The organism is Frankia sp. R43 (assembly GCF_001306465.1).
Lineage (GTDB): Bacteria > Actinomycetota > Actinomycetes > Frankiales > Frankiaceae > Parafrankia > Parafrankia irregularis.
In genome coordinates this window covers 220,267-238,630 of the sequence record NZ_LFCW01000009.1, presented here as the reverse complement: position 1 = coordinate 238,630, position 18,364 = coordinate 220,267, and the positions used below count along the sequence as shown (strand labels likewise).

General features: G+C 71.7%; 12 protein-coding genes. 9 read left to right on the top strand and 3 right to left on the bottom strand.

Going from position 1 to position 18,364, the window contains the following annotated elements:
• The first annotated feature begins 109 nt into the window (after positions 1-109).
• From ACG83_RS33085 to ACG83_RS33070, 4 genes are all read left to right on the top strand, one after another.
• Entirely contained in the window at positions 110-541 is a 432-nt protein-coding gene (locus ACG83_RS33085) for a hypothetical protein (RefSeq protein WP_054570178.1), read from the top strand.
• A 116-nt stretch (positions 542-657) separates the two neighbouring features.
• Entirely contained in the window at positions 658-1,530 is an 873-nt protein-coding gene (locus tag ACG83_RS33080; RefSeq protein ID WP_054570177.1) for a vWA domain-containing protein, read from the top strand.
• A complete protein-coding gene (locus ACG83_RS33075) occupies positions 1,527-2,387 on the top strand; it encodes a hypothetical protein (RefSeq protein WP_054570176.1) in 861 nt (286 codons plus the stop codon). The genes ACG83_RS33080 and ACG83_RS33075 overlap by 4 nt, the downstream gene beginning before the upstream one ends.
• 64 nt (positions 2,388-2,451) lie before the next feature.
• A complete protein-coding gene (locus tag ACG83_RS33070) occupies positions 2,452-4,188 on the top strand; it encodes a hypothetical protein (protein WP_054570357.1) in 1,737 nt (578 codons plus the stop codon).
• Between the two features lie 160 nt (positions 4,189-4,348).
• Here ACG83_RS33070 and ACG83_RS33065 read toward each other — a convergent pair whose 3' ends face one another.
• Entirely contained in the window at positions 4,349-4,936 is a 588-nt protein-coding gene (locus ACG83_RS33065; protein ID WP_054570175.1) for a pyridoxamine 5'-phosphate oxidase family protein, read from the bottom strand.
• Positions 4,937-5,156: 220 nt separating this feature from the next.
• Between ACG83_RS33065 and ACG83_RS46245 the strand changes: the two genes are divergently transcribed.
• The 3 genes from ACG83_RS46245 to ACG83_RS33050 all read left to right on the top strand — a co-directional run bounded on the left by ACG83_RS46245 (position 5,157) and on the right by ACG83_RS33050 (position 12,562).
• A complete protein-coding gene (locus tag ACG83_RS46245; protein WP_054570174.1) occupies positions 5,157-6,983 on the top strand; it encodes a serine/threonine-protein kinase in 1,827 nt (608 codons plus the stop codon).
• 159 nt (positions 6,984-7,142) lie between these two features.
• On the top strand, positions 7,143-7,622 hold the full coding sequence (locus tag ACG83_RS33055) for a toll/interleukin-1 receptor domain-containing protein (protein ID WP_054570173.1): 480 nt from the start codon (positions 7,143-7,145) through the stop codon (positions 7,620-7,622).
• Positions 7,619-12,562, top strand: a complete 4,944-nt coding sequence (locus ACG83_RS33050) for a pentapeptide repeat-containing protein (protein ID WP_063793287.1) — start codon at positions 7,619-7,621, stop codon at positions 12,560-12,562. Before ACG83_RS33055 ends, ACG83_RS33050 begins: the two co-directional genes overlap by 4 nt.
• Before the next feature lie 73 nt (positions 12,563-12,635).
• On the opposite strand, the gene ACG83_RS33045 is transcribed toward ACG83_RS33050, so the two are convergent.
• Entirely contained in the window at positions 12,636-13,964 is a 1,329-nt protein-coding gene (locus tag ACG83_RS33045) for a bifunctional o-acetylhomoserine/o-acetylserine sulfhydrylase (RefSeq protein ID WP_054570355.1), read from the bottom strand.
• Positions 13,965-14,008: 44 nt separating this feature from the next.
• Entirely contained in the window at positions 14,009-15,271 is a 1,263-nt protein-coding gene (locus ACG83_RS33040) for an isopenicillin N synthase family oxygenase (RefSeq protein ID WP_054570172.1), read from the bottom strand.
• Positions 15,272-15,651: 380 nt separating this feature from the next.
• Here ACG83_RS33040 and ACG83_RS33035 point away from each other — a divergent pair, with 380 nt between their 5' ends.
• Both ACG83_RS33035 and ACG83_RS33030 read left to right on the top strand, forming a co-directional pair.
• Positions 15,652-16,947, top strand: coding sequence for a bifunctional o-acetylhomoserine/o-acetylserine sulfhydrylase (locus ACG83_RS33035; RefSeq protein ID WP_054570354.1), 1,296 nt, complete (start codon positions 15,652-15,654; stop codon positions 16,945-16,947).
• Positions 16,944-18,209: a homoserine O-acetyltransferase gene (locus ACG83_RS33030; protein WP_054570171.1), complete on the top strand. Its 1,266-nt coding sequence runs from the start codon at positions 16,944-16,946 to the stop codon at positions 18,207-18,209. Before ACG83_RS33035 ends, ACG83_RS33030 begins: the two co-directional genes overlap by 4 nt.
• Positions 18,210-18,364: the final 155 nt, after the last annotated feature.

Genomic DNA, 18,364 nt, shown 5'->3' with positions numbered 1-18,364 from the left:
CTGATGCGGTTCCCGGGCTGACGAATGCCCGAGCTGTCACGTCACCGGCCCGGCGGTGCGGCGGTGCGGCGGTGTACCGCTGTCTCCCGACCGAGGAGCGAGGACGCGCATGCGAAAGATCATTCCGCGGGACGCGGTCCGTGACGACGGGCGGTCCGCGGCGGCACGGGGGCTGAGCATGGTGTTGGGGCGCCGGTCAGCCGGGCGGTTCGTCCAGCGGCGGTCGAGCATCGAGGTGGGTACCGACTGGCGCCGGTGCGGTGCCGGGGACGGCGGCTGCGGGGTGCTGCTGCCGCTGAGCCAGCCGACCTGCCCCCGCTGCGGCCGGACGAACCGCGAGGACCTGGCCCCGCTGGACCTGCGGCGCGCACTGCTCGCCCCGGACGCCGGCGAGGACACGGTGACGATCCTGCGTCCCGCGGCCGTGACCGCAACCACAACCGCAACCGCCCCGGCTTCTCCGGCCGCCGCGGTTTCGGCCACTTCGTCCGCCCCGTTGTCCCCGTCGTCCCCTGCCACACCGGGTGACTCCTGCGGGTGAACGCCTGCCCGCCGGCCCGCGATTATTCATCGGAAAGTGCCCTCAGCTAACCCCGGGCCTGAGGTCGAGCGTGGTCTGAGCATCGAAATGTTCGCGCGCTGTGAAACGATAAGGGCATGTACTCCGCCGAGATCAATCGCAAGCAGCCGGCATGTCTGCTGCTCGTCATCGATCACTCGACGTCGATGGCTGAGACCTGGGCCGGTGGAACAATGAGCAAGGCTGACCAGCTCGCGCTCGCCGTCAATCGGCTGCTCGGTAACGCGGTGTTGCTCTGCAGTAGGGGTGACGATCGGGTCTACGACTATTTCGAGGTAGGAATTCTGGGCTATGGGCGGGGGGTCGCGCCGGTCCTGTATGGTTCGAGCGTGAGTCGCCCGCTGCTGCCTATCAGCGAGGTCGCGCTGAATCCGAACCGGGTCGACCATGTCCTGCGTAAGGTGCCTGACGGCGCGGGCGGCCTGGTCGAGGTGCAGACCCCGATACCGGCCTGGGTCGATCCGGTGGCGGACGGGTGGACGCCGATGGTCGAGGCACTGCGGGTCGCCGCCTGGGTCGTCGACGGCTGGTGCCGCACCCACACCGCCAGCTTCCCGCCGATCGTGGTCAACGTCACCGACGGGCAGAGCACCGACGGTGATCCGCGGGAGGCGGCCGCCCAGGTGCGGGCCGCGGGCACGGCCGACGGCAACGCGCTGCTGTTCAACGCGCACCTTTCCGCGACCACGCGCCGGGCCGTGACCTTCCCCCGGGACCGCGCGGACCTGCCGGGCGAGTTCGCGCAGGTGCTGTTCGACATGTCCAGCCATCTGCCGCCCGCGATGGTCGCGGCGGCGGACAGCCTCGGCTATCCCGCGACCGCCGGGTCGAAGGGCTTCCTGTACAACGCCGACGTCACCGCGCTGATCGAGTTCCTCGACATCGGTACCCGGGCGGTGACGCCGACGGGCCTGCGTGACCTCACCGTCGGGCCGCGGTCCAGCGGATGACACCGGCGTCCGTCACCGTCCCCACCGCGGCTGAGGCCGTTCCGGAGGGCTCCGCCGTGTGCGCCGGCTCCGCTGCCGCCGACCCCGCCGACCCCGCTGCCTCCGCCGGCTCTGCTGGTTCCGCTGGCTCAGCGGTGTCTGCCGGCTCCGCCGGGGCGGCGCGGCTCACGGTGACGTCCCGCACGGTGGCGAAGCTCGGCCGCGCCGACGACGAGAACGAGGACTGCTGCGCGGCCTGCCCCGAACGGGGGAGGTTCGCGATCGCGGACGGTGCCTCGACCTCGGCGCGTCCCGAGGTCTGGAGCCGGCTGCTCGTGCACGCGTTCGTGGGCGAGTCCCTCGACCCGCTGGCCCCCGAGGTGCTGGCCGGGCTGCGGGAGCGGTGGTGGGAGCAGGTGAGCCGGCCGGGCCTGCCCTGGTACGCGCGGGCGAAGCTGCAGTCGGGGGCGGACGCGTCCTTTCTGGGCCTGTGCGTCGACGTCGAACGCCGGCGGTGGGTGGCGACCTGCGTCGGTGACTCCTGCGTGTTCCACCTGAGCGGCGGACGGACCCGCGCCGCCGGCCCGGTGCTGCGCGCCGAGGACTTCTCCCGCTTCGCGCAGCTTGTCGGCAGCCGCGGCGCGGCTGTTCCCGCCCCGACCGTGCTGGGCGGCACCTACCAGCCCGGGGATGTGTTCGTGCTGGCCACCGACGCGCTCGCGCGGCTGCTTCTGTGCGCCGACGCCGACCGCGGCCGGATGCCCTCGCCGGGCTGGCTCGCGCACAGCGCCGGCCGGTTCGCCCGGATGGTCGCGGCCTACCGCCACCATGGATGTCTCGCCAACGACGACACGACGATCTGTGTGGTCCAGACGTGACCGTGTGTTCCTTCGGGTGTTGCCCGCTCCGCGGGGGCGGTCACGGGTGTGCGTGGGCGTCGGGATGAAACTGCCCACCCTGATCGACTACCAGCAGGCCGTCCAGGTGCCACGGCTGGCCTTCCTGGACGATCAGCTGCGCCAGAGCGTGCCGCGGCTCACCCCGCTGGGCATGCCGGCGGTCGCCACCGGCGGCTTCGCGCTCACCTTCGACGTCAGCCACGGCCGGCGCCGGTACGCGGTGCGCTGCTTCCACCGGCACAGCGACAACCTGGAGCTCCGCTACGCCTGCATCGCCGACTTCGTGCGTTCCGCGGCGCTGGCGTTCCTGGTGGACGTCGACTACCTGCCGGCCGGCATCCGGGTGGGCGAGCGCGCCTGGCCGATCGTGCGGATGGAGTGGATCGACGGGGTCCGCCTCGACGACTGGGTCCAGGAGAACCTGGACCGCCCGGCCCGGCTGGACCGGGCCCGGGTGAGCCTCAACTCCGCCGTCGCCGAGCTGCGCCGGCGCGGCGCCGCGCACGGCGACCTGCAGCACGGGAACATCCTGGTGCTGCCGGACTCGTCCATCCGGCTGGTCGACTACGACGGGATGTACCTGCCCGCGCTGGGCGCCCTGGGTGCCTCCGAGCGCGGCCACCGCAACTACCAGCATCCGGACCGTTCGAACCAGTACGACGTCACGCTGGACCGGTTCGCCCAGGAAGTGATCGTGGTGTCGCTGGCCGCGCTCGCCCGGGACCCGCAGCTGTGGCGTGAGTTCAACACCGGCGAGAACCTCATCCTCTCGGCGGCCGACTTCGCCGACCCGGGTGCGTCGGCCCTGTTCGCCCGCCTCGAACGGATGCCGGTCGTCGGCCCGGCCGCCCGGCGGCTGCGCGACGCCTGCCTGGTGGACTATGAGGACGCCGGCGCGATCCTCGACGGCCAGGCGCACGTCCGGTACGCCGCCGCCGCGGCGCGTCCGGCTGCTCCGGCCGGTCCGGCGCGTCCGGCCGGTCCGGCTGGATCCGCTGGCCTGCCGGGATCGGCCGGTGCGGCGGGATCAGCCGGTGCCGTCGGTTCGGGCCCGGTGGGTTCCGTGGGGGTCGTCAGCACCGTCTCGGCGGCCCGGTACCTGCGAACCCGCCCGCTGTATCGCGCGCCTGTCATGGCGCCCTCCGTGCTGTCCGCGCTGGACCGCTCCGGCCTGCTGGTCCGGCGGGGCCAGGAGGCGATGGTCGTCGGCCGGGTCGCCCGAGTGCGCCAGTTCCGCCGGACCGGGGCGGTGACCGTCCTCGACTTCGCCGACGGTCACCGAGGTGGCGTCCCCGCGACGGGCGGCTTCCACGTGGTGGGGTGGGACCGGGTCAGCCGGGAGCTCACCGCCACCCACGGGGACCTGGCCACCCTGGAAGGGGCCTGGGTACGGGTGACCGGCCAGATCGCGGTGGACGAACGGGGCGCCGCGGCGTACGACTCCGGTGGCTGGGTGCCCCCGGAGCCCGACGAGGACAGGACCCGGCCCACCCGGGTGACCCGCCCGGGCCGCACCCCACCCGCGCCCCGGATCGAGCTGCGGCGCGGGAGCATGCTGCGCCGGCTGACCGAGCGGGAGGCCGGCAGCCTGCTGCACCGGCCGAGCAGCGTGCCCGCCGCGCCCGCCACCCGGTCGGCCTACGGGTCCGGCCCGGTGCTGCCGCCGCCACCGCGGCCGGTGCTGCCACCGCCGGTGCCCGGCCCGGCGGCAGACCGCGCCGGTTCCAGCCCCGGTTCCAGGTCAGGGTCCGGCTCCGGGCCGTGGCCCGGCTGGAGCTGAGCTGGCCCGAACGGGTGGCCGGCCTGGCCCGTACGTGGGATGGCCACGATGCGGCGGGCCAGCCGCGGGCGGACCGCGTGAACCGGCATGACCTGGCCTGGCCAGCGGTACCGGGTGGCGCCAGATGTCGTCTGCTGCGGTCTGGCGCCGCTCGATGCGGTCAGCGTGGCAGGGGCGGCAGGGGGAGGGGGAGCGCGGGCAGGCCGTCGATGCTCGTGCCGTTGTGGGACCTGTGTTCGCAGTAGGCGGCGAACTCCTCCTCCGTCCTGCGGTTGAAGCTTCTGGCGTGCAGGTCCCGCTCCTGCTGGTACTCCATGAAGGGGACGGCGTACCCGCAGCTGTCACTGATGGTCCGGGCCCGCACGACGATGATCGCGCGCAGCCCGCCCGCGTTCGCCTGCTCGGCCGGGAAGCGGCTGAGCAGCTCACCCCAGCGCGGGTCGTCACGGAACACCGGCTCCCCCTCCCCGTGCACCCGCAGGATCTTCGGCGGCCCGTCGAAGGCACACCACATGAGCGTGATCCGGCCGTTCTCCCGCAGGTGCGCAATGGTCTCCGCGTGACTTCCGCCGAAGTCCAGGTAGGCCACGGTCCGCTCGTCGAGCACGGTCAGCGAACCGTCCCGGCCCTTCGGCGAGAGGTTGATCCGGCCCTGCGCGGACAGTGGCGCGGACGCGACGAAGAAGATCCGTTGAGCCTGGATGAACGCCCGCAGCCGGTCGTCGAGGAGCTCGTAGGTCTGTCCCATGGCTGAAGTATCCGCACCGGCGGCAGGTATCGGCGTCCCGACAGGTGTGTGGGTAGCCAGGTGGTGACGGCGTATCTAGCTGTGGGGGTCTCGGCCCCACGGTCACCGTTCGGCGCAGGCCGGTGCCGTCCAGCGCAGCTGTCCGATGACGAGACGATCCGGTGGTGGCGGTGTTTCCCTCCGACGGAGCAGCACAGGAAGATCACGATCGGAGGACCTGGTGGCGTTGAAGCCGCTGCGGGCGGGCGACCCGCTCGTGATGGGGCCGTACCGGCTGGCGGCCCGCCTCGGCAGCGGTGGGATGGGCGTCGTCTACCTCGGAGTCGACGGGCGCGGGCGGCAGGGCGCCGTCAAGGTGCTGCGCGACGAGTACCTGGAGGACGAGGGGTTCCGGCGGCGGTTCACCCGGGAGGCGGCCGCGATCGCCGCGATCGACAGCCCGCGGGTCGCCCGGCTGCTGGACGCCGGCCCCGACGGCGACCAGCCGTGGATCGCCACCGAGTACGTCCACGGGCCCACCCTGCTGGGCGCCGTCGCGGCGGACGGGCCGACCCGGCCGGAGACGCTGCGCACGTTGGCGACGGGCCTCGCCGAGGCGCTGCGCGCCATCCACGGCACCGACGTGGTGCACCGTGACCTCAAGCCCAGCAACGTCATCATGGGCGTGGACGGGCCGAAGGTCATCGACTTCGGGATCGCGGTGGGCCTCGCCGGCGCGATGACGGCGTCGGGCGTGGTGCTGGGCAGCGTGGGCTACATGGCCCCCGAGCTGATCTCGGGGGACTCCCGGCCGGGCCCGGCGGCCGACGTCTTCGGCTGGGCACTCACCGTCGCGTTCGCCGCCACCGGCCGCGCCCCGTTCGGGGACGGCCCGCTGCAGACGCTGGTGCTGCGCACCGTGCACGGCGACGCCGACATCGACGGTGTTCCGGACGACCTCCGCCCTGCGGTCACCACGGCGCTGCGCACCCAGCCCGAGCTGCGCCCCACCGCCGAGGATCTGGTGAGCTGGCTGGCGTCCGGGGATGTTCCAGCGGGCGTCGACCCGGCACCGGAACGCGCACCGGCCCAGCTGGCCGGTCCCGCGGCTGAGACATCCGGCCTGGCCGAGACATCCGGCCTGGCCGAGACATCCGGCCTGGCCGAGGCGTCCCGCGTGGCCGAGGCGTCCGATGGGTCCGAACGGGCTGGACAGGCCGAACGGGCTGAGGGGGCCGGGGCGGCGGAAGCGACCCGGGGGGCGGGGCGTGGGGGTGGTGCCGGGCGGCGGCCGGGGGGTGCTCATCGGGCCGGCGGACGCTCACGCGGGGACAGCGCGCACCAGCGGGCCAGGTCGTTGGCCGCCCTGGACATCCTCGTGGGCAGCAGTTCCGCGGCGTCGGCCGACCCGGCGGTCGAGGACCCCGCGCCCGAACGGCCGGCGGCACGGCGGCGCCGGCATCCGGTGACCGCACGCCGGCTGGTGCCTGCGGTCGGTGTGGTGGCGCTCGCCGCCGCCGCGGCGAGCATGGGCGTGGTGCCGAGCCCGGGGGAGGTCCTGGGCATGGCGCACTCCGCCGACAGCGGTGGTCAGGCCGAGCTGTGGCGGGGCGTCGCCGACGCCGCGGCGCCGGAACCCACCGCTCCCGCCGCCCCCACCCAGCCATCGGCACCGGCGCCTGCACCGCCGGCCCCGCTGCCGGCTCCGCCGGCCCAGGCGGCACCCCCGGCACCGGTCGCGGACGTCCGTGGTGCCACCACCGGGCACCCGGCGCGATACCTGGCCGGCAACCACGAATCCGGGATCGGTGACCTCGTCGACATCGATCTGCCCCGCGTCGACGTCCTCGTCGACCTGCCCCAGGTGGACATCGACGTCGACCCACCGCTGGTGGAGGTCGGCGAGATCCTCGCCGGCTGGCGGCCGGTGCTTCCGTCGGTCACCCTGCCCGACACCCCGACGATGCCGGTGCTGCTCCAGCGCCGATCCACGACATCAGGCGGATCGGCGCCGACTCTCGTGGCCCTGGCCGAGCAGGTGTCCCAGGTGTGGGCCGGCCTGGCCTGACGCCCGGCCGGTACCGCAAGCCCGGCAGCGGCTGCCTGCCTCGCACTTCCCGCCAGGGCCGCTTATCGCCTGGGTGACCCCTCTGCGCCGGAAAGTGGTGGCGTCACCTACGATCGCGCCATCGGGAGTGCATCGGGAAATACGGGAAGAGGATCTCTGGTGGGTGATCCGGTCGAGGCTTCGCTGTTCGTGAGCTGGGCGCATGACGACAGGGCCGAGAAGGAGGCCCTGATGGCCAGGCTGGCGTTCGGCGCACTGAGTGGGGTGCGGCTCTCCTGGTGGGAGGACTCGGACCTGCTCCTCGGCGCCGACTGGCACGCGGAGATCCAGAACCGCCTGGCGGCCTGCGACTACGGGCTGCTGTTGGTGAGCCCGAGCTTCCTGGCGAGCAGCTACATCCGGGATGTGGAGCTCCCGTCGCTGCTGGGGCCGGGCAGAGGCAGGGGTAGGGCGCTGCCGGTGATGTTGAAGAAGGTGCCGCTGGACGGGTCGTTCGACCTCCGTGGGCTTGCCGCGCGGCAGATCTTCACCGGCGCCGGCGGCCGTGCCTTCACGCAGACCGCGCGCAGCGGCCGGGAGCGGTTCGCGGTGGACCTCACGGGTCAGATCCGCAGCCGCGTGCTACGCGACGCCGCATGATCACGCGGCTGCCACGGCAGGCGGTGCTGCGCTACCTCGAACGCCTGGCCGATGATCTCACCCCACGGCAGTCGCAGCGGCTCAGAGATCTGGCCGATCTGATCGACGGTGACGGCCGGATCCCGATGGCCGACGCGCTGGAGGTCGCTACTCCCGGCGGCGGCGACGTGAAGGCCCAGGATGCGTTCCGGAAGTTCCGCGCGGCGTTCGACGAGGCGGCAGCCGAGGCGGGCGTCGCGGTGCGGCTGGTCAGTGACCAGCGCAAGGCTCCGCCCCGGGGCAGGATGTGCTGGTTTGAAGGCGAGGACCTCGCCGGCGACGAGCTGGCGGCCCACTCTCGACGGGGAGCCGACCGGCGCCGCGGCGACGAGACGGTGACCGGGACGGTCTCCGAGGTGCTGCCCCCGACGGCACCCGAAGCCGGGCACGGCGGAAGCGTCATCCATGTGGAGGTGGCGAGGAAGGCCTCCGACCATGTCAGACGGCGTGAGCGCGAGTTCGTCGAGCTGCTGAGCGAGCAGGCGTCCGCGATACCAGGCGGATATCGGATCACCAGCCTCGTCGCTCCGCTGCTCGGCACCGACCTCGAAGGCGAGCGGCGGCGGCTGCGGATGGCGGCCGACCTGGTGGTCGAGCTCGACTGCGCCGCGTCCAGGCTGGACGCCCACCCGGGCGCGCTGACCCGCCGGCCGCTGCGGATCGCGCTGGAGGGTGTGGCCCGGGGCACCCGGCCCACACGCGAGATCGTGCACGAGACACCCCGCCCGTTCAGCCAGCAACCGGACCGCGGGGCCAAGGTCGCGTTCGTGCAGCGGGTGCTCGATCTGATCGCCGAGGTGCTCCAGGTTCCGGCGACCAGGGGCGGATCACTCGAGCCGGAGAAGTGGGCGAGGGACCGGGTGGGCCGGCCCCAGCTGCGCGGGGAGCCCGTGACGTCGCAGGTCGGCGAGACCTCGCTGTCCTCCGACACCCATACGGATGCGCCGTCGCGGCGCCTCGGTGAACCGCTGCCGGCGGTCGAACGACTGGTGACCTGGGCGACCGAACCGTCGCCGGGCGCACGGCATCTGTGCGCGCTGCTTGGTGACGTCGGCATGGGCAAGACGACCACCGCTCAGCTGTTCACCCTGGCACTGCTGGACCGCCGCGAGCACGACCCGATGGTGCCGTTGCCGATCCTGTTCGACCTGCGTGCTCTGCCAGCCCGGGTGGTCCGTGAGACGGCCGGGCTGAGGAAGATCCTGCAGGCGCTGCTGGATGCCGGCGACCTCGGGAGGGTGCCCACCGTCGACGAGGTCCTCGACCTCGTCGCCAGCGGACGCTGTGTGCTGATCTTCGACGGGCTCGACGAGGTGCTGGTCCACCTCGAGCCACATGCCGGCCAGGTGTTCACCCGCACGCTCTGGCGGGCCACCGAGGAGCTTTGGCGCGCCCAGCCGGCCCAGGCACGGGCGGACCGACCGAGCAAACTGCTGCTGTCGTGCCGAACCCACTACTTCCGCTCGATCCGCGACGAGGCCAACCACTTCACCGGCCAGCACCGTGACGGCCCCGTTGGCACCGACTATCTGGCCCTGCTGATGCTGCCCTTCGGCGAGGAGCAGGTCCGGGCGTACCTGGCGGCCAACGTGCCGGGCGCGGACGTCGACCGGTTGCTTGACCTGATCGGCAGCGTGCACAATCTGCGCGAGATCGCCGAACGGCCCCTGACTCTGCGGATGATCGCCGAACAGTTGGAAACCATCGAGCAGGCGAAACTCGCGGGGCGCACCGTCCGTGCCGTCGATCTTTACGGCTCGTTCGTGCGGCAGTGGCTCGAACGCGACGACGGCAAACACAACCTGATCCCGGACCACAAGCAGCTGCTGATGGAGCACCTCGCCGCGCAGCTGTGGCGCTCCGGCCGCACGTCATGGGACGTCGCCGACGTCGAGCAGTGGATGCTGGAGTTCCTGGCCGGTCGGCCGGAGCTGGAGCTGCACTACCCGGCGCGGGCACCCGGCCTCTGGAAGGAGGACCTCCGCACCGCGACGTTCCTCGTGCGCCACAACGACGACACCTTCGGGTTCGCGCACACCTCCCTGCGTGAGTACTTCCTCGCCCGTTACCTCGACCGGGCGCTGCAACTGCCACGGGAGCAGGCGCGTGCCAGCTGGCAGCTGGCGGTTCCCAGCCCCGAGACCCTCGACTTTCTCGGCCAGCTCCTCGCCGGTCACGACGACCGACATATGGCACAAAGCCGGATCGCTCTCGAGGCGATCGCGACGCAGCCCCCGGGCGGCCGAGCAGACGCCGCGGCAGTGCTAGCCTTCGCCTACAGCCTGGCTGCCGCCCGCGCCGGCCATCCAGACCACACGTCGGCCGGTCGCGTCCTGACCGGCGCGAACCTGGCGGGCTGGCGCATAGACGGCGGCACGCGGCGACTCGACATGCGGGGAAGCTCACTTGCCGGTGCCGATCTCACCGCAGTGGTGATGAGCGACGTCGACCTTGCCGGTGCCGATCTCACCGCAGCGACCCTGACCCGTGCCGAGATCCACGGCAGCTCCCTGCGAGACGCCGATCTCCAGCGCGCTGAACTCGTCGGGACCATCTTCCGAAAGTGCGACCTGAGTACCGTCCATTGGATCGGCTCCACCGCCCACCGCACTCAGGCACTTCTGTGTACGCAACCGCCGGATCCGCACCGAGCTGGTTGGCTGATAGCGCCGGCCGAGATCCCCTGTTCAACCGACGTGCGTCTCACCTCCTTCACGGGCCACAGCGGCCGTGTGCTGGGTGGGGTGTGGAGTCCGGATGGGCTGCGTGTCCTGACTTTCAGTGACGATGGAACTACGCGGATCTGGGATCCCGTGGCCGGTGAGGAACTGCTGGCCCTCACCGGCCACAGCGGCCGTGTGCTGGGTGGGGTGTGGAGTCCGGATGGGTTGCGGGTTCTGACTTTCAGCGGTGATGAGAGGCTTGGGATCTGGGATGCTGTATCCGGTAAGGAACTGCTGATTCTCACCGGTCGTCGCGGTCGTCGGGTGCAGGGTGGGGTGTGGAGTCCGGATGGGTCGCGGGTTCTGACTTTCAGTGACGATGGGGTCGTGCGTGTTTGGAATGCAGAATCCGGCGAGGATCTACTGGCTGTGACCGGCCGTGGGATGTGGAGCCCGGATGGGTTGCGGGTTCTGACTGTCGGTGCCGATGGAACTGCGCGTGTCTGGGATGCTGTTTCTGGTGCGGAGTTGTTGATCTTTTCCGGTCATCGGGGCCGTGTGAAAATTGGGGCGTGGAGCCCGGATGGGTTGCGGGTTCTGACTGTCGGTGCCGATGGAACTGCGCGTGTCTGGGATGCTGTTTCTGGTGCGGAGTTGTTGATCCTTGTCGGTCATCGTAGCCGTGTGGACGGTGGGGTGTGGAGCCCGGACGGGCTGCGGGTTCTGACTTTCAGCACCGATGGGATCGGGCGTGTCTGGGATGCTGTTTCCGGTGCGGAGTTGTTGATCCTCGATGGCGATTGTGGCTGGGTGTGGAATGGGGCGTGGAGCCCGGACGGGCTACGGGTTCTGACTTTCGGCACGTACGGGACTGCGGGGGTCTGGGATGCTGTTTCCGGTTCGGAGTTGTTGATCCTTTCCGGTCATCGGGGCCGTGTGGACGGTGGGGTGTGGAGTCCGGACGGGTCGCGGGTTCTGACTTTCAGCACCGATGGTGTCGTGCGTGTCTGGGATGCTGTTTCCGGTGCGGAATTGCGGTTTCTTGCCGGTCATATCGACCGTGTGAGCAGTGGGGTGTGGAGTCCGGATGGGCTGCGGGTTCTGACCTTTTATGATGATGGGACTGTGCGTGTCTGGGATGCTGTTTCCGGTGTGGAATTGCGGTTTCTTGCCGGTCATATCGACCGTGTGAGCAGTGGGGTGTGGAGTCCGGATGGGCTGCGGGTTCTGACCTTTTATGATGATGGGACTGTGCGTGTCTGGGATGCTGTTTCCGGTGTGGAATTGCGGTTTCTTGCCGGTCATATCGACCGTGTGAGCAGTGGGGTGTGGAGTCCGGATGGGCTGCGGGTTCTGACCTTCAGTCACGATCGAACGGTGCGTGTCTGGGATGCTGTTTCCGGTGCGGAACTGTTGAGCCTGAACGGTCATCGTGGTCGGGTGTGGGGTGGGGTGTGGAGTCCCGATGGGTCACGGATTCTGACTTTCAGCACCGATGGGATAGCGCGTGTCTGGGATGCTGACTCCGGCGTGGAGCTTTTGCCCCTGACCGATCACATCGACGGGGTGAGCAGTGGGGTGTGGAGTCCGGATGGGCTGCGGGTTCTGACCTTCAGTGATGATGGGACCGTGCGTGTCTGGGATGCTGTTTCCGGTGCGGAACTGCGGACTTTTACCGGTCATATCGACGGGGTGAGCAGTGGGGTGTGGAGTCCGGATGGGCTGCGGGTTCTGACCTTCAGTGACGATGAGAGCGCCGGGATCTGGGATGCTGCGACCGGCGCGGAACTGATCGTTCTCACCGGTCATCGCGGTCGGGCGTGGGGTGGGGTGTGGAGTCCTGATGGGTCACGGGTTCTGACCTTCAGTGACGACGGGACCGTGCGTGTGTGGGATGCTGCGTCCGGTGTGGAATTGCTGGTTCTCACCGGTCATCGCGGTCGAGTGGACAGTGGGGGGTGGAGTCCGGACGGGTCGCGAGTTCTGACAGCCGGTACTGATGGGACGGCGCGGGTCTGGGACGCAGCGAGCGGTCGTCCGGTGGGTTGGCGCTTTGAACAGCTTCCACACGGTGAGCTCGCGGTCTGGTCCGCCGCGGACGGGCAGCTACTCGGAACGACGACCGAGGCGTGGCGGTGGCTCGGCTGGCAGGTGTCCTCGGAAGGTGAGCCCGTCCGGCTGCCGGCCGAGACCTGGGGTCCACTGCCGCCGTTGAGCCAGACACCGCCTTCGTTCTGACGGCCGGCATCCGCCGCCCCCGAGCGGACCCGCAGGCGGATGCCGGGACTCCGTGAGGCGCGCCGCACCGGGGTCAGTGGAGCGCGCGGAAGGCGCCGTCCAGGTCGGCGAGGATGTCGTCGATGCCCTCGAGTCCCACCGAGAGGCGGATCTGGTCGGCGGACACGCCGCTGGCCGTACGCTGCTGCGGGGTCAACTGCGCGTGGGTGGTCGACGCGGGATGGATCGCCAGGGAGCGGACGTCCCCGACGTTCGCCAGGTGGCTGTGCAGGGTGAGCGCCTCGATGAAGGCCGGGCCGCGGCGCAGCCCGTCGGCCAGTTCGAAGGCGAGGACCGCGCCGGTGCCGCGGGGCAGGTAGCGGTCCGCCGCGGCGCGCCAGGGGCTGTCGGGCAGGCCCGGGTAGGCGACCGCGGTGACGTCGTCGCGGTCCCGCAGCCACTGGGCGACCCGCAGGGCGTTCGCGCTGTGCCGCTCCATCCGCAGCGACAGGGTCTCCAGGCCCTGCAGGAGCAGGAACGCGTTCATCGGCGACAGCGCCGGCCCGAGATCACGCAGCAGCCGCGCACGGGCCCGCAGGATGTACGCCGTCTCGGGGAAGGCGTCGAGGAACACCAGCCCGTCGTAGGCGGGATCGGGCTGGGTGAAGCGCGGGTAGCGGCCGTTGCCCCAGTCGAAACGCCCGCCGTCGACGATGACACCGCCGATGGACGTCCCGTGCCCGCCGATGAACTTCGTCGCCGAGTGGACGACGACGTCCGCGCCGTGCTCGAAGGGGCGGGCCAGGTAAGGGGAGGCGAGGGTGTTGTCGACGACGAGCGGGATCCCGGCGTCGTGGGCGACTCCCGCGACGGTGGCGATGTCGAGGACGTTCCCGCGCGGGTTGCCGATGGTCTCGCCGTAGAACGCGGCGGTGCGCGGCCGGATGGCGGCCCGCCAGGCGTCGGGGTCGTCGGGGTCGTCGACGAAGGTGGTCTCGATGCCGAGGTCGGCCAGGGTGTGGCGGAACAGCGCGTACGTCCCGCCGTACAGCGACGCGGACGACACGATGTGATCGCCGGCCGAGGCGACGTTGAGCAGGGCGAGGGTCTGCGCCGCCTGCCCGCTGGCCGTCGCGAGTGCCGCGACGCCGCCCTCCAGGTCGGCGACACGCTGTTCGAGTGCGTCGTGGGTCGGGTTGACCACCCGGGTGTAGGTGAAGCCCGTCTCGGTGAGCGCGAACAGGCCGGCGGCCTGGGCGGCGTCGGCGAACACGAACGAGGCGCTCTGGTAGATCGGCACCGCGCGGGCGCCGGTCGTCGGGTCCGCGGTGGTGCCGGCATGAACCTGGCGGGTCTCGAACGACCAGGCCGCGCCGCGGACGCCGGTGCTGTGCTCGCGGACGTGCGTGCCGGGCTGTCGCAGGTCCGCTGTCTCGACGGTCTCGGTCGCAGGGTCGACAGTCTCGGTCACCGGGCGGCCCCGCCCGGTCGCGTGGCGCCGTCGGGTCGGGTGAGATCGGCGTAGTGGCGTCGGGCGACCTCGGGATGGCTGCGCAGCCAGCTCTTCAACGTGTTCTCCCCGTGCTGGGCGAAGATCGGGTTGTCCGGGTCGGGTGGCCCGGCGTCGGGGATCTGCGCGAGGAGCGCGGGGGGCAGCGGCACGGGCTCGATCGTGGCGGACAGGCCCGGTCCGAAGAAGAACGCCACGGACCCTCGTTCGTGGCCTGGTGGTGGGCTCATCACACGGTGCACGGTCGCAGGGTAGTAGCGCAGCGTGGCCAACTCGAACATCTCGCCGATGTTCACCACGTACGCCCCCGGCACCGGCGGCGCGTCGATCCACCCGCCCGAGCCGTCCGCGACCTGCAGCCCCGGCAGCCACGCCGGGTCTGTCGCGTCCGGCGAACCCTCCGGGACCTCCGGGTCCTCCGAGGCTCCGGGCGCGTCCGGGGCGTCCTGTCGCCGGACGGTGTCCTGCAGGACGAGGCTCAGGAAGCCGCCGTCCTTGTGCGCCCCGACCCCCTGCGAACGGGCGGCGTCGGCGTCCCGCCGGTGCGGGTCGGCGCGCGCGCCGTCTCCGTTCCCGGCGCCGCTCCCGGCCCCGCGGCCGGTCTCGGTGGCCGGACCGTCGGGTGCGGGCAGGTAGCGCAGCAGCTTGAGGTGAGAGCGGGGATCATCCGCGAAGGTGGCGTCCAGGTGGTCGGGGGCGAGACCCAGCGATTCGGCCAGCGCGCGGACGAGGACCTGCGCGACACCGGCCAGTGCCGCCATGTAGTCCTCGACGACGGCCCGCAGCTCGGCCGGCTGGGCCGGCCACTGGTTGGGGCCGTCCAGGCGCAGGTAGGGCGGGTCGCCGGGGCCGCACACCCGGCGCGGGCGCTCGTCGCCGATGTCGATCTGCTCGCGCAGGTCGGGGTTGCCCCGGGTGATCTCCTGGCCGAGGCGGGTGTAGCCGCGGAAGTGCGGCGAGTGGACGTTCTCGATCCGCAGTTTCGTCGCGGTCGGCAGCCGGAAGAACTCGCGGCTCACGGCCAGGACGCGGTCGGTGAGCGAGGTCGGCACGCCGTGGCCGGTGAGCTGGAGGAAGCCCGGGTCGCGGCAGGCCGCGCGCAGCGCGAGGACGAACTCGGCGCGGTCGGCGGGGTCCGCGGGAGCGGTGTACCGGCGCAGGTCGAGCAGGGGAAGCTCGCGCGTCGACGGACCGGGTGGATGGTCAGCGGCCTGGCACATGTGGGCCTCCCTGCCCCGCGATCGGTTGGATGGTATGGAATTTTAGGTATTTCCGATCGATAAAGTAAACTTACTTCGGTGACGTGGAGTATCCAAGGCGGGACACGTCATCGCCCGCCACCGGGCGCTCCCGGTGGCGGCGTCGGGCGTGTATCCGAGCGATTCCGCTCCGTGCGCGGCATCCTTCTCGGGGTCGGCCGGCCTGCCGCATGCCGGGCAGCGCCACGCCAGCCATGCGGCGAACGACCGATCAAGCCAGGACCAACGGACACGCCTGCGGGGGCCGTCGGTGCCATGGGATGGGACCGCCCGGTGCCTCGTTCGCCGAACTCCGAACTCCGGACGCCGCGCACACCATCCACCACCAGAGGGGATTCGCCATGACCGAGCCGACCTGGTCGTTCGAGACGAAGCAGATCCACGCGGGTGCCCAGCCCGATCCGACGACCGGGGCGCGCGCCGTCCCGATCTACCAGACGACGAGCTTCGTCTTCCGTGACACCGACCACGCCGCCGCCCTGTTCGCGTTGGGGGAGCCCGGCAACATCTACACCCGCATCATGAACCCGACCCAGGACGTTTTCGAGCAGCGCGTCAACGCCCTCGAGGGCGGCGTCGGTGCGCTCGCGACGTCGTCGGGGCAGGCGGCGGAGACGCTGGCCATCCTCAACCTGGCCGAATCCGGTGACCACATCGTCAGCTCCGCGAACCTCTACGGTGGGACGTACAACCTGTTCCACTACACGCTGCCCAAGCTCGGGATCTCGGTTTCGTTCGTGTCGAACCCCGACGACCTGGACGAATGGCGGGCCGCCGCCACACCGCGGACCCGGGCCTTCTACGGCGAGACGATCGGCAACCCGCGCTCGGACGTCCTCGACACCGCCGGCGTCGCCGCGGTCGCCCACGAGGTCGGCGTGCCGCTGATCGTCGACAACACCCTGGCGACCCCGTACCTGTACCGGCCGTTCGAGCACGGAGCCGACATCGTCGTCCACTCGGCGACGAAGTTCATCGGCGGGCACGGGACGTCCATCGGCGGGATCATCGTCGACGGCGGCCGGTTCGACTACGGCGCCAGCGGGCGCTTCGCCAACTTCACCACGCCCGACCCCAGCTACCACGGCCTCGTCTACTGGGACGCGCTCGGCCACGGCAGCTACATCGCCAAGGCCCGGGTGCAGCTGCTGCGCGACCTCGGCCCGGCCGTCGCGCCGCTGAACTCGTTCCTGTTCCTGCAGGGCCTGGAGACGCTGTCGCTGCGGATGGACCGGCACAGCGCGAACGCGCTGCGGGTCGCGCGGTGGCTGCAGGACCGTGACGAGGTCAGCTGGGTCGCCTACCCCAAGCTGCCGACGTCGCCGTGGTACCAGCGGGCGAACGAGGTGCTCCCGCTCGGCGCCGGCGCGGTGCTGGCGTTCGGGATCGCCGGCGGGGCCCAGGCCGGCCGGAAGTTCGTCGAGGGCCTCGAGCTGTTCAGCCACCTCGCCAACATCGGCGACGTCCGCTCACTGGTGATCCATCCGGCGACGACCACCCACTCGCAGCTCACCGAGGCCGAGCAGGCGGCCACCGGGGTGACCCCGGACCTGATCCGGCTGTCGGTGGGCATCGAGGGCATCGACGACATCCTCGCCGATCTCGACGCCGGTTTCCGGGCCGCGAAGTCCGGATGACAGCCCAGCCCCAACAGCCCCCGGCGCTCGACGTCCGACCCGACCATGCCCGTCCCGACGAGGCCCGGTGCGACGAGGCCGCATCCGCCGCCGCGCGCCCGGAGCAGGCTGATCCGGACGCCGGTGCGGACGCCGGTCCGGACCCGGACCGGGACGGCGCCCGCCCGGCTCGCGCCGGCTGGCAGCCCGGTGATCCGGTGGGACGTCGCCGGTTCGCCCGGCTGGCACGGCCGCTGGACCTGGAGCGCGGCGGCGTGCTGCCCGAGGTGACCGTCGCCTACGAGACGTGGGGCCGCCTCGCCCCGGACCGGTCGAACGCCGTGCTGGTGCTGCACGCGCTCACCGGGGACAGTCATGTCGCCGGCCCGGCCGGCCCAGGGCATCCCACCGCGGGCTGGTGGGGAGCGCTGGTCGGACCGGGCGCCGCTCTCGACACCGATCGCTGGTTCGTCGTCTGCCCGAACGTGCTGGGCGGCTGCCAGGGCACGACCGGGCCGGCGTCCGCCGCCCCCGACGGCCGGCCGTGGGGCAGCCGCTGGCCGGAGATCACGGTCGGTGACCAGGTCCGCGCCGAGGAGGGGCTGGCGGACGCGCTCGGGATAACCCGCTGGGCCGCGGTCGTCGGCGGCTCGATGGGGGGCATGCGGGCGCTGGAGTGGGCGGTGGGCCGGCCCGAGCGCGTCGCCCGCGCGGTCGTGCTCTCCTGCGGCGCGGCGGCGACGGCCGAGCAGATCGCGCTGTACGCCACCCAGCTGGCGGTGATCCGCGCCGACCAGCACTGGCACGGCGGCGACTACCACCACCTCCCGGCCGGCCTCGGCCCGCGGACCGGACTGGCACTGGCCCGGCAGATGGGCCAGGTCAGCTACCGCAGTGAGGCCGAGCTCGCGCACCGCTTCGGCCAGCGGGTCCAGCCGGACGGCCGCTACGCCGCCGCCAGCTACGTCGAGCATCACGGGCACAAGCTGGTCCGCCGCTTCGACGCCGGAACCTACGTGACGCTGACCCTGGCGATGATGAGCCAGGACGTCGGCCGCGGCCGGGGCGGGATCGCCGCGGCGCTGCGCGGCGTCACCGTCCCGGTGACCGTGGCGGGGATCGACAGCGACCGCCTCTACCCGCCCCGGCTGCAGGCCGAGCTCGCCCGGCACCTCGGCACACAGGCGGTCATGGTCCGGTCCGAGTTCGGCCACGACGGTTTCCTGCTGGAGTCGGCCGCGGTCGGCCGGATCGTGGCCACGGCGCTCGGATCGACCGGCTGAGATCGAGTGAGATCGACTGCTTTCGGCTGAGGTCGGCCGGGAGGGCCGGAAATCCCGGTGTCAGTAGATGTCCTGATGTGGTCTCGCGGCGGATGGCGGTCATCTGCGTGGGACGATCGTCCCGCGTGGCGGCGAACCCGGGGCACCGAGCGTTC